This is a genomic window from Nakamurella alba, from assembly GCF_009707545.1.
Lineage (GTDB): Bacteria > Actinomycetota > Actinomycetes > Mycobacteriales > Nakamurellaceae > Nakamurella > Nakamurella alba.
The window spans coordinates 119,349-131,893 of sequence record NZ_WLYK01000001.1 but is presented as its reverse complement, the minus strand read 5'-3'; the positions used below and the strand labels follow the sequence as shown (position 1 = coordinate 131,893).

The 12,545-nt window shown below is 72.6% G+C and carries 9 protein-coding genes; 8 read left to right on the top strand and 1 reads right to left on the bottom strand.

The genetic code is table 11. From position 1 onward, the window contains the following. Nucleotides 1–50 precede the first annotated feature (50 nt). Complete coding sequence (locus GIS00_RS00605) at nucleotides 51–1,649, bottom strand: helix-turn-helix domain-containing protein (protein WP_322097300.1); 1,599 nt, start codon at nucleotides 1,647–1,649, stop codon at nucleotides 51–53. Nucleotides 1,650–1,760: 111 nt separating this feature from the next. Here GIS00_RS00605 and GIS00_RS00600 point away from each other — a divergent pair, with 111 nt between their 5' ends. The 8 genes from GIS00_RS00600 to GIS00_RS00565 all read left to right on the top strand — a co-directional run bounded on the left by GIS00_RS00600 (nucleotide 1,761) and on the right by GIS00_RS00565 (nucleotide 12,542). Further along, nucleotides 1,761–3,644 carry a siderophore-interacting protein gene (locus GIS00_RS00600; RefSeq protein ID WP_154766509.1) on the top strand — a complete coding sequence of 628 codons (1,884 nt, stop codon included), beginning with the start codon at nucleotides 1,761–1,763 and terminating at the stop codon, nucleotides 3,642–3,644. Nucleotides 3,645–3,707: 63 nt separating this feature from the next. Further along, complete coding sequence (locus tag GIS00_RS00595; RefSeq protein WP_154766508.1) at nucleotides 3,708–4,820, top strand: ABC transporter substrate-binding protein; 1,113 nt, start codon at nucleotides 3,708–3,710, stop codon at nucleotides 4,818–4,820. Next, nucleotides 4,817–5,866 (top strand): FecCD family ABC transporter permease, encoded by a 1,050-nt coding sequence (locus GIS00_RS00590; protein WP_322097299.1) that lies wholly within the window; start codon nucleotides 4,817–4,819, stop codon nucleotides 5,864–5,866. The genes GIS00_RS00595 and GIS00_RS00590 overlap by 4 nt, the downstream gene beginning before the upstream one ends. Next, nucleotides 5,863–6,960, top strand: a complete 1,098-nt coding sequence (locus GIS00_RS00585) for a FecCD family ABC transporter permease (RefSeq protein WP_322097298.1) — start codon at nucleotides 5,863–5,865, stop codon at nucleotides 6,958–6,960. The genes GIS00_RS00590 and GIS00_RS00585 overlap by 4 nt, the downstream gene beginning before the upstream one ends. Before the next feature lie 35 nt (nucleotides 6,961–6,995). Further along, entirely contained in the window at nucleotides 6,996–7,832 is an 837-nt protein-coding gene (locus tag GIS00_RS00580) for an ABC transporter ATP-binding protein (RefSeq protein ID WP_154767745.1), read from the top strand. A gap of 26 nt (nucleotides 7,833–7,858) precedes the next feature. After that, on the top strand, nucleotides 7,859–9,043 hold the full coding sequence (locus tag GIS00_RS27110) for an alpha/beta hydrolase (protein WP_196073053.1): 1,185 nt from the start codon (nucleotides 7,859–7,861) through the stop codon (nucleotides 9,041–9,043). Further along, on the top strand, nucleotides 9,040–10,770 hold the full coding sequence (locus tag GIS00_RS00570; RefSeq protein WP_154766506.1) for an ABC transporter transmembrane domain-containing protein: 1,731 nt from the start codon (nucleotides 9,040–9,042) through the stop codon (nucleotides 10,768–10,770). The genes GIS00_RS27110 and GIS00_RS00570 overlap by 4 nt, the downstream gene beginning before the upstream one ends. After that, nucleotides 10,767–12,542, top strand: a complete 1,776-nt coding sequence (locus GIS00_RS00565; protein WP_322097296.1) for an ABC transporter ATP-binding protein — start codon at nucleotides 10,767–10,769, stop codon at nucleotides 12,540–12,542. Before GIS00_RS00570 ends, GIS00_RS00565 begins: the two co-directional genes overlap by 4 nt. The last annotated feature ends 3 nt before the right edge of the window (nucleotides 12,543–12,545 follow it).

The window sequence follows — 12,545 nt, the reverse complement described above, 5'->3', positions numbered from 1 at the left end:
TCGGCCGCCGTCGATCGACGCCGAACAGCGGCGATCGGCGGCGGGTTCGATCACCCGGCCGACCCGGCCTCCTGACCCCGGTACTCACTCGGCGACACCCCGTGGAAGCGGGCGAAGGCGGCACTGAAGGTCGGCAGGTGGGCGTAGCCGACGCGGCGCGCGACGGCGCCGGGGGTCGCGCCGCCGGCGAGCAGGTCACGGGCGATGCGCATGCGGGCGGCGTAGCGCCAGCGGGCGAAGGTCATCCCGGTCTCCTCGCGGAAGGCGCGATGGGTCTCAGCGGGCAGGTCAAGGTCAGCGGATCGATCACCGGTGCCGATGGTGCGGAGGAAGTCGGTCGCGGCGGCGCGGGCCGTCGGGTCGGTCGGCATCGGCGCGGACAGCACACGCTGGGCGGCGAGCTGCTCGTGGAACAGCCCGACGATTTGCGCCGGGTCGTGGTCGTCGGGCTGCAGGATGGACCTGGAGCTGATGCCGTGGAACATCAGGAAGTCGTCCCAGGCGGGCGAGAACCGCACCCGCAGCGGCACTGTCAGCCGCAGGTCCCCCGGGCGGGCATCGCCCACCGGCAGCGAGATCGAACCCTGGCGGAGCCCGGTGACGTGCTCGACACCGGCCGGGATCCAGATCGCGTCGCCCCGTCGCCTTTCGTACCGCCGGCCGGCGACGTCGAGGTACCCGCTGCCGCGGTACACCCAGCTCAGCACGTGGGCGTCGTTGGCGTGCGCGGCGGTGTGGGCCTCGGGGAGCAGTGCGGGTGCCTCCGAGACCTGTTGCTCACGAACCAGTTTCACCAGGTCGTCGGACCGGCGCTCGGCCGTGGCCCGCCGGGAGGGGGCGGCAGCCTGGTGCACGGTGAGCCTGCGCCGGAAGTCGTGCGGGGTCGAGGCGAACCGCTGCTTGAAGGCACGGGTGAAACCATTGCGGCTGGCGAAGCCGACACGCGCGGCCACCTGGTCGACGTCGTACCCCGACCCGAGGAACTCCACGGCCGCGGACAACCGGCAGTCCAGCCGCCACTGCTCGAAGGTCACCCCGGTCCCCGAGAGGAAGTCGCGGCGCAGGGTGCGCGGGCTGGACAGCACCTTCGCCGCCCACTGCTCGACCGTGAGATCGACAGCGGGATCGCGACTCAAGGCCTCCGCCACCGCCCTCGCGCCACGGGTTCTCGGCATGGCCGGCGGATCAAGGGGCACGGCGGGCGTGGCGGTCTCCGGCCCGGCCACCGTCGGCGGGCGGGACGGACTGCGCCGGAGGAGGTCGCCGATCGCATCGGAAGGGATCCCGGCCCCGCGCAGCGGGGTGATCTGCAGGTTGAACTGCTGGATCAACCAGTCCTGCCAATCGTCCGGCACGTCGAACCGCGTCGGTTCCGCCACCGGCCGGGCGACGGGGCCGGGCCACAGCGGGAACGCGACGGTGCCCGGCTCGGTGACGACCGCGCGGTGGTGCCAGCCGTCCGCGGGGATCCAGACCCCCGTCCCGGCCGTCAGGTGCACGGCCACCGAGTGGTCGATGTGCACGTGCGCCTCCCCGGTGCGCACCCAGATCACCAGCGGCCGGCGGGACTGACCGGTCGAGTCGGATCGGGCGGCGGGCAACGGCGGCGGCCCCCCGGTGCCGGCGAGTGCCGGAAAGGTCCAGATCACATCCTCACGATACGGCAGTCTGCGCACACCATTGAAGGAAAGGTTTCCTAACCTCTGACACGTTCGAGCGCGGCCGATCCGACCTCGACCTCACGGAAAGGGCCGCTGCGCATGCCGAGGACCGCGCGTCGACTCACCGTGCGCCCGACGACCCTGCGTCAGGTCGAGGTGCTGCGGGTCGCCGACCTCTCCTCCGGTCTGCGGCGCATCACCCTGACCGGCGCCCAGCTCGGTGCGTTCATCTCGAGCAACGGCTTCCGGCAGCCCGCCTTCGAGTCGACCGGCTTCGACGACGACATCCGGTTGCTCTTCTGCCATCCCGGCGCCTCGGTCCCTGTCCTCCCGGTCCAGCTGGAGAACGGTCTCGACGTGCCGCGGCACCCCCGCCCGCTGTCGCGGGAGTACACCGTGCGGCGCTGGGATCCCGACGCCGGTGAGCTGGACGTCGAATTCGTCCGGCACGGCATCGGGGTCGGCACCACCTGGGCGGCCCGCGCCCGTCCCGGGGACGCCCTCCACCTCTACGGCCCCTCGACGTCCCGGGCGCTCCCGCAGCACACCGACTGGCTGCTGGTGGCGGGCGACGACACCGCCCTCCCCGCGATCGCCCGCCTGCTCGACCAGCTTCCGGAGGACACGAGGGCGCAGGTGTTCGTCGAGGTCGCCGAGGCCGCGCACCGGATCGAGCTGCGGCCGCTCCCCCGGGTGGAGGTCACCTGGCTGGTCCGCGACGGCGCCGAGGCCGGCACGACCACGCTGCTGGTGGACACCGTCCGCGGCAGCACGTGGTGGGACGGCCGCCCGTTCGCCTGGGTCGCCGGGGAACGCACCGCCGTACGTGACCTGCGCCGGCACCTGCTGGAGGACCGCAGGATGCCCAAGGGGGACGTCGAGTTCACCGGGTACTGGCGCCGCGGCGAGGTGATCGCCTCCGAGATCGACGACGCCGTACCGGATCCCGAGAAGTCGGTCACGCCGTTCGAGCGCTTGCACGAGCTGACCGAGCTGATCCGGCCGATCGCCATCCGGACCGCCGTGGAACTGGGTGTCCCCGACCTGATCTCCCGTGGGACCACCGGCGTCGCGGACCTCGCGGTCGCCACCGGGTCCGACGAACGCGCGCTGGGCAAGCTGCTGCGTTACCTGCAGTCCATCGGCCTGCTCACCACAACCGCGCCCGGACGTTACGGGCTCACGCCGGTGGGTGAGGTGCTGACCGTCGACTTCATGGCCGACTCGCTGCACCCGCGCGGGGTACGGGGGCGGGAGATGCTCGGCATCCTCGGTCTCGTCGGGTCGGTGCGGTCCGGCCGCTCCGCGTACGCCTCGGTCACCGGTCAGGCCTTCGCCGACGTGCGGGCCGAGCAGGACTACGAGGACCGCTACCTGGACCGCATCGCGGGCTTCCAGTCGGCTCCTGCCCTGGCCATCGCAGCGTCGGGCCTCCTGACCGATGTCCGGCACCTGGTCGTCCACTCCGCCGGCGCGGGGGTGCAGGCACAGGAGTTCGTGGCCGCGCACCCGGATCTGCGGGTGACGATCTGCGCACTGCCCGCGCAGGCCGACTGGCTGCGCCGGGACCTGGCCGACTCCGACCTCGACGCGCACCAGCGGGAGCGGGTGACCGTGCTCGAGCAGTCGATCTTCGAGGCCGGACCGGCCGCGGACGCGGTGCTGATCGCCCGCGCGCTGCAGCCACTTCCCGATCCGGACGCCACCCATGCCCTGCGCCGTGCCGCCGACGGTCTGCTTCCCGGCGGCCGCGTGCTGCTGATCGAGGAGACCTTCGACACCGGTGATCTCGACGAGCACGACGCCGAGGCCGACCTGCTCGCCTTGACCGTGCACGGGTCCGGCATGCGCACGGCGGCCGAACTCGACGCCGTCATCACCAGGGCCGGGCTGCTCCGCGGCGCGACCCACACCGTCGGCCACGGCACCACCGTCCACGACCTCCGGCCCACGGCACCGGTCACCCGGCCCACCGACCTCTGACCCGACCCACCGGCCTCTGACCCGACCCACCGATCAGCCCGAACAACAGGAAGCAGAACATCCATGATCACGACACGACGCCGACGCGGCGGCGCTGCCCTGACCACCGCCATCGCGGGTATCGCGTTGGTGCTCAGCGGTTGTGGCAGCGACCAGCCGGCCGCCGGATCCGGCGCCACCACCACCCCTGCCGCCACCACCGCGGCGAGCAGCTCGGCGGGCACCAGCAGCGACAGCCCGGCGACCTCCGGTACCACGAGCGCCGCGACCAGTGATGCGACCTCCACCAGCGAGAGCGCCGGCAGCGCGACGCGGACGGTGCAGGCCGGCAACGGCAGCATCGAGATCCCGGCCGACCCGCAGCGGGTCGTCACCATCGGCAACACCACCCTGCCGTTCATCGACATGGGCGGCGAGCCGGTCGGTGTCACCGAGGAGAGCGCCTCCGACATCGGCCTCATCCCCGAGGCGCAGCAGGCCGCCTACGCGGCCGCCACCAACCTGGGTACCAGCGGTGACCAGGTCGACATGGAGCAGCTCGCCGGCCTGGAGCCGGACCTCATCCTGGTCCAGCTGCCCGACAGCGAGTTCGAGCAGATCGAGAAGCAGCTGACTTCCATTGCCCCGACCGTCTTCTGGGGTCTCGACGTGGAGTGGAAGGAACTCGCCGACGGGCTGGCGGAGGCCGGTGACGTCACCGACGGTCTCGACGAGCAGAAGGACGCGTTCGCCACGAAGCTGGCCTCGATCGAGGAGACCTATCCGGAGATCATCGCCGACACCTCGTTCGTCAACGTGGACCGCTGGTCGAACTCGGACCCGGGCACGTTCGCCGTCTCGGACATCGGCTGCGTCGAGATCGCCCAGGGTGACATCGGCATGAACTTCCCGCAGGCCGCCGAGGGTGCGGATCCGCTGGCCTGGGCGTCGTTGTCGTTCGAGCAGATCGCCGAGCTGGCCGACTACGACGTGATCACCTACCCGGTCGACGCGGAGGGCAAGCCGAAGGAGGCGTTCCAGGCGGTGGTCGACAGCAACACCTGGAAGGCGCTGCCGGCCGTGGCCTCCGGTCGTGCGCTCGGGCTCTTCTGCCCCGGCAACAACTCCTACGGACCCGTCCTGCAGTACCTGGACTCGCTCGACGCCGCGCTGGCGTCGCTCCCCGCGCAGGGGTGACAGCTTTCGCCGTGCGGCACGACGGCCCGGGCACCCGCCGCCGGCGGGGGCCCGGGCCGCGTCGGCGTCTGATCGGACTGCTCGTCGCACTGGTGACCCTGCTGGTGCTGGTGGTGCTGAGCGTGATGATCGGGTCGACGACGATCGCGCCGTCGGTGGTGTGGGATGCGCTGTTCCGCGCGTCGGCCGACATCGACCAGTACGCGATCCGCGACTACCGTTTGCCCCGCACCGTTGTCGGTCTGGTGGTCGGCGCCGCCCTCGGCCTGGCCGGCGCCCTCATCCAGGCGCTGACCCGCAACCCGCTGGCCGACCCGGGCATCCTGGGCGTGCAGGCGGGCGCCTCCTTCGCGGTGACGGTCGCGGTGGGCCTGCTCGGCGTCACCGCGATCGGCGACTACCGGTGGTTCGCCTTCGCCGGTGCGCTGGTCGTCACGCTGCTGGTGCTCGCCCTCGGGTCGACCCGGCAGGGCCGCTCGCCGGTGGTGATGGTCCTGGCCGGCGTCTGCGTCGGCGCGGTGCTCGGCGGCGCCCGGGAGGCGTTGCAGCAGACCAACCCGGACGCGTTCGACGCGCTGCGGTCCTGGGACGCCGGATCGATCCTGGGCCGCCCGCTGGACCTGGTGTGGCCGATCCTGCCGTTCTTCGCGGTGGCGCTCGTCCTGGCCTTCGTGGTGGCCGGCCCGCTCAACGCCATGGCCCTGGGCGACGAGCTCGCCGTCGCCCAGGGTGTCCTGCTGACCCGGACCCGCATCCTGGCGGTGGTCGCGCTCACCCTGCTCGCCGGCGGCGCCACCGCGATCGCCGGTCCGATCGGGTTCGTCGGCTTGATGGTGCCGCACGTCGCCCGCTGGATCGTCGGCCCGGACCACCGCTGGATCTTCGCCTACAGCGTGCTGCTGGCCTCGGTCCTGCTGCTGGCCTCCGACATCCTCGGCCGCATCGTGATGCATCCCGGCGAGATCCCCGTCGGGATCGTCACCGCGTTCGTCGGCGCCCCGGTGCTGATCGTCATGGTGCGGCGGCGGAAGGCGAGCGGGCTGTGAGCGCGGAGGTGTCGGCAGCGCGCCGTCGCCAGGCGGACGGAACCGCCCGGCGGACCGTCGATGTCGGTCGGCGGGTGGTGGTGCTGCGGCGGTGGGGCATCGCGCTGCGGCTCGGCCGGCGCCCGCTCGTGGTCTGCTCGGTGCTCACCCTGACCCTCGCCGTGGCGGTCGTGGTGTCCCTGATGATCGGTTCGTACCCGCTGAACCCCGGCCAGGTGTTCTCCGCGCTGACCGGTGGCCAGACCGGGCTGGTGCACGACATCGTCGTCGAGTGGCGGGGGCCACGGGTGGCCGCCGCGGTGGTGTTCGGCGCCGCTCTCGGTGTATCGGGCGCGGTGTTCCAGTCGATGCTGCGCAACCCGCTCGCCGACCCGGGCGTCATCGGCTTCTCCCACGGCTCCTACACCGGCGCACTGATCGTCATCCTGGTCATCGACGGCAGTTACTGGCAGCTGGTCGGCGGGGCCCTGATCGGTGGCCTGGCCACGGCTCTCGCCGTGTACCTGCTGGCCTACCGGCGGGGTGTGCAGGGATTCCGGCTGATCGTCGTCGGCATCGCCGTCTCCGCGATCCTCATGTCGCTCAACACCTGGTTGATGCTCAAGGCGAAGCTCGAGCAGGCGCTGGCCGCCGCCGCCTGGGGCACCGGATCCCTCAACGGCGTGTCCTGGGCCCAGGTGGCCGTCGGCGGTGCCTGCATCGCCGCGTTCCTGCTGCTCGCCGCCGCGCTCGGCCGGCCGATGCGGCAGCTGGAGCTCGGCGACGACGTCGCCGCCTCGCAAGGTGTGCCGGTGGCATCCGCACGTCTCGGGCTGGTCCTGGTCGGGGTCGCGCTGACCGCGATCGTGACGGCGGCTTCCGGCCCGATCGCGTTCATCTCCCTGGTCGCCCCGCAGATCGCCCGCCGGCTCGCCCGCACCGCGGGCATCACCCTCGCGCCGGCCGCGTTGATCGGCGCGCTGCTGTGCCTGATCGCGGACCAGATCGCCCAGCACATCGGGCCCACCCCGCTGCCGGTCGGGATCATCACGGTGATGCTCGGCGGCAGCTACCTCTGCTACCTGCTGTTCATCGAAGCGGGGAGACGGCTGTGAAGGCCCGCACCGACACCACCGCCGCAGCAGAGGTTCTGCGCCCCGGCCCGACCCGGACCGGGCACGGCCGGCTGCATCTGGACCACGCGACGATCAGCTACGACCGGCGGATCATCAGCCAGGACCTGTGTGTGTCGATCCCGGACGGGTCGTTCACGGTGATCGTCGGACCGAACGCGTGTGGCAAGTCCACCCTGCTCCGCGGTCTGTCCCGACTGCTCCGGCCGTCGGACGGTCAGGTGGTCCTGGACGGCGCCGACATCCGGACCTACAGCACCAAGGAGGTGGCGCGCCGGATCGGGCTGCTGCCGCAGACGGCGATCGCACCGGACGGCATCACCGTCGCCGACCTGGTGGCGCGCGGCCGGTACCCGCACCAGGGTGTGCTCCGGCAGTGGACGGAGACCGACGAACAGGCCGTCGCGGTGGCGATGGACGACACCGGGATCACCGACCTGGCCGGCCGGCTGGTGGACGAGCTGTCCGGCGGTCAGCGGCAGCGGGTCTGGGTGGCCATGGTGCTGGCCCAGCACACCGACATCCTGCTGCTCGACGAGCCGACGACGTTCCTCGACATCACCCATCAGATCGAGCTCCTGGAGCTGTTCACCGATCTGCACCTGGCCGGCCGCACCCTGGTGGCCGTCCTGCACGACCTCAACCAGGCCGCCCGGTACGGCACGCACCTGATCGCGATGAAGGACGGACGCGTGCTGGCCGAGGGACCACCGGAACGGATCGTGACTGCCGAGCGCGTCGAGGAGGTATTCGGGCTGCGGTGCCTGGTGGTGCCCGATCCGGTGGCCGGGACACCGCAGGTGGTGCCGCTCGGCCGCGGTCGCACCGCCGGCCCGGAGCGGGGCACGGCGTGAGCACCGCAATGGCGAGAGACCCTGCCGTGCCTGTACACCCGTTGCTCGAGGAGGTGGCGGCGGGCCGCCGGGGCCACGAGGAGTTCCGGCAGCACCTGCGGGACACCGGCGCGCCGATGGTGGAGCGCACCACCGCCGGCGAGGTGGCAGTCACCTTCGTCGACGAGCCGGGAAGCGCAGCGGTGAGCCGGTTGTCGGTGGCGATCGGGCCGGTCGTCGGCCGCAACACCGTCGATGTGCCGTTCACTCCCGTGGCCGGGACACCGTTCCGCGCGCTGACCCTGCGGATGCGGTCCGACCTCCGGTTCTCCTACGTCTTCACCCGCAGCGGGCCGGACGGCACGGACACGCACGTCCCGGACCCGTTCAACCCGCCGCCGCCGTTCTCCGACTACCCGGAAGCCCGGTTCTCCGGGTCGTCGGTGGCGACGCTGCCGGACGCGGCGGCGCTCCCCTGGCTCGCGGAGGCCGAGACACTCACTGCGCCAACGGTCGCCAGCGCCGTGCTGCGCAGTGCGATCCTGGGCAATGAGCGGCGTATCTGGGTCTCGATGCCGCCCGGCGGGTCGCCGGAGGGGACACCGCTGCCGTTCGTGGTCCAGCTGGACGGCACCCCCGACCACAGCGCGCCCGCGGTGCGGGACGCCCTGGTCCGGGCGGGCCGGATCCGGCCGTGTGCGGTGGTGCTGGTCGACCAGCTCGGGCCGCTGCGCTACCAGGAGCTGCGCTGCGACCCGCAGTTCTCCCGGATGCTGGTCGAGGAGCTGCTGCCGTGGCTCCGCGACCGTCATCCGCTGTCGCATGACCCGGCCGATGTGGCGCTGGCCGGCGAGAGTTTCGGCGGGCTCTGCGCGGCCTGGACGGCGTTGCACCATCCGGCGGCCTTCGGGAACGCCGTCCTGCAGTCCCCCTCGTGCGCCTACCATCCCGACACCGTGTACGGCACCGGGGCGGGAGATCTGCTGCGCCGCAACCCTGTTCCGACACTGATCGCCGATGTCCTGGCAGCGGCACCGGCCCCGGTCCGGATCTTCCACGACGCCGGGGAGCTGGAGGGGTCGGTGACGCACAGCCGCTGGCTGCACCAGGTGCTCACCGACCGGGGCTACGACACCGTCCACCGGGAGTTCGCGGGCGGGCACGACTACGCCTGGTGGCGCGGCCTTTTCGCCGATGCACTGCAGTGGTGCTTCCCGCCGGAGCGGCCATGAGGGGCGCGGATGCCGATCCGGCCGGGCTGGGTCGCGGTCGGCTGACCCGGTGGCTGCCGGTGGTGATGCCGGCCCCTGCGGAGCCGGTGGACGCCGCACCGTTCGCGATCGGCCCGGGTACGACGGCGGGCCGGTTCCTGCTGCGGGTCGTGCTGTCGGTCAAGCGGGTCACCGTCCCGGCGATGCTGCTGGCGATCGTCTGGCAGGTGGGCGAGTCAGCGGTGCCGGTGGTGATGGGGGTGGCGATCGACCGGGCGCTCGCCACCGGCGACCCGGCGCAGCTGTTGCTGTGGATCGGCGTCCTGGTGGCCTTGTACGTCGTGCTGACCCTGGGGGCGAGGTTCGCCAACCGGCTCACCGCCTACGCGGTGCAACTGCTCCAGCACCGGCTGCGCAGCACTCTCTCCACCCGGGTGCTGCACCCGGTCGGCGGCGGGGCGCCGCCCCCGGACGGCAGCCTGGTCTCGGTGATGACCAGTGATGTGGCGCGGGTGGCCAACGCCGGCATCCTTGCCATCGTGCCGGTCTCCCGGATCGCGGCCATCGGCTTCATCGCGGTGTCGCTGTTCACGGTGCACTGGCTGCTCGGTGCCGTCGTGCTGGTGGGGGCGCCGCTGACGGTGTGGTTGATGGGTGTGTCCAGCGAGCGACTGTCCCGCGACACCCGCGCGTACCAGGGTCTGCTCGCCACCACCGTCGGCCGGGCGACGGACCTGGTCACCGGGTACCGCGTCATCAAAGGGATCCGCGCCGAGGCCGAGGCCACCCGTCGGTACCGGGAGGCGAGCCAGGAGGCGCTCGCCGGCGCGACGCGCAATGCGCGTGTCCTGGGGAGTTTCCTCCTGGGCTCCGGGGTGATCGGCGGCGTGTTCGTCGCGGGTGTGACGGCCCTGGCCGGTTGGCTGGCGGTGAGCGGTCGGATCGGCATCGGCGAGTTGATCGCCACCGTCGGCCTCACCCAGGCCGTGCTGCCGCAGATCGAGTCGATCGCAACGCTGTCGGTGCCCAATCTCGCCGGGGCCCGCGCCTCGTCCGCGCGGCTGCTCGACGTGCTCGGCCACCACCCCGGTGTCGGCCGGGTACCGGGTGATGCACCGCTGCCCGCGCCGCTGCCGGTGCTGGAGGTGGCGCTGCCACAGGACGTGGTGCTCCGGGTGGGGGCCGGCGAGATGGTCGGGGTCCGCGCCGACGATCTCACCGCCGCAGGCATCGTCGAGGCTCTGCTGGATCCGTGGGCCGGGTCTCCGTTCCACGCGCGGCTCGACGGCATCGCCGCCCGGGAACTCGGCCCCGGGACGTACCGCTCCAGGATCACCGTCGCGCCGCATCGGGCCACCTTGTTCACCGGGACCATCCGGGACAACCTCACCACCGGCGCGCACCGGTCCGCACGACCGGAACAGGCCGTTTGGGCGGCCGCGTGCGAGGACTTCGCGACGGACCTGGACAGCCATGTCGGCGAGGACGGCGGGCGGCTGTCCGGCGGGCAGCGCCAGCGGGTCGCGCTCGCCCGCGCCCTGGCCGCTGCGCCGCCGGTGCTGGTCCTGCACGACCCGACGTCCGCGGTGGACCCGGTCACCGAACATGCGATCGCGATGCGGCTCCACGAGGTCCGCGCGGGGCTGTCCACCCTCGTGGTCACCTCGTCCCCGGCACTGCTCGCCGGCTGCGACCGGGTGGTCGACCTGCTCGCGGACGTCCCCGCGCGCTCGGGAGCGCCGTCGTGACAGCTTCCGGATCGAGAGCTGCGGCCGACCCGGCCGGGACCGGGCTACCGATCGCCGGTGGCCGCGAGACCGCCCGTGAGCTCTGGCGTCTCAGCCGTGGCCACCGGCTCCGGCTGGCAGCCGTCGCGTTGCTCGGGATCGCCGGCACCGGCATCGATCTGATCCCGCCGGTGGCGATCGGCGTCCTGGTCGACCGGGTGCGGGCCGGCACCGCAGGTTCCGGCACCGTGCTGCTGGTCGGCGCCCTCATGGCCGTCTCCGCGGTGCTGGGCACCGCCTGCATCGCAGCGACCGTCGTGCTGGCCGCCCGTGCGTACCACACCGTGCTCGCCGCGCTGCGGGAGCAACTGGTGGACCGGGCCATGACACTCCCCCGGCACCTCGTCGAGCGCGCCGGCACCGGCGACCTCATCTCCCGGTCCAGCGACGACGTCACCGCGGTCGCGGATGCCGCGCCGACGGTGATCCCCGCGCTGAGCGTCTCCACGTTCAGCATCGTCGTGTCGCTGGTCGGCCTGGCCGCGCTCGAGTGGCCGTACGCGGTGGCCCTCGCGGTGGTCTTGCCCGTGTACGCGTTCGTCATGCGGTGGTACCTGCGCACCGGCCCGCGGGTCTACCGCGCCGAGCGCACTGCGATGAGCGCCCGCGCGCAGCAGATCCTTGAGTCCCAACGGGGGTATGCCACCGTGCTCGGTTTCGGGCTCGGCACGACCCGCCACCGCGCGGTGATGGCGTTCTCCTGGGCGGTCGCCGTGCGGTCCCTCCGGGCCCGCACCGTGCAGAGCATGCTGAACGCGCGCCTCAACCTCGGCGAATGTCTCAGCCTCGCCGCAGTTCTCGTCGTCGGGTTCGTGCTGATCGATCGGGACATGTCCACCGTGGGCGCCGCCACCACCGCCGTGCTGATGGTGCTGCGCCTGCTGGGACCGGTCAACCAACTGCTGTTCGTCGTCGACACCCTCCAGTCCGCACTCGCGTCGCTCAGCCGGATGATCGGGGTGGTCACCGTCCCGGTGACGGATCCCGGGACCGTTTCGACCCGACCGGGTGTGCCGGCAGCCGTCCGACTGCGCGGGGTCGAGTTCCGTTACGGCGGAGGCCCACCCGTGCTCGCCGACATCGACCTGGACATTCCGGCCGGCGGTCAACTCGCGGTCGTCGGCCGGTCCGGCGCCGGCAAGACCACACTCGCCGCCGTCATCGCCGGCACGCTCCGGCCCGACTCGGGGACGGTGCACCGTCCCCTCCGCACGGCGGTCATCACGCAGGAGGTGCACGTGTTCGCCGGCACCCTCCGCGACAACCTCACCCTCGCCGCCCCCGACGCCACCGACCGCGACATCCGGGTGGCGCTCGAGACCACCGGCGCAGCAGCCCTGCTCGCCCTGCCGGACGGCCTCGACACCGTGGTCGGCGCCGGCGGGCACTCCCTCACCGATGCCCAGGCCCAGCTGCTCGCCCTCGCCCGGCTGCAGCTCGCCGACTCCGACCTGGCCATCCTGGACGAGGCGACCGCCGAGGCCGGCTCCGCCCACGCCGACCAGCTCGACCGTTCCGCCGCAGCGGTTCTCGCCGGCCGGACCGGCATCGTCATCGCCCACCGCCTCTCCCAGGCCGCCGCCTGCGACCGCATCCTGGTACTGGACCGCGGGCGCGTCGTCGAGCAGGGGTCACACGCGGAGCTGGTCGGCGCCGGTGGTGTCTATGCCGGCCTCTGGCAGGCGTGGGTGGCCGGGCAGCAGGTGGCCGCTGAAGGTGCACCGACCAGCTGATCC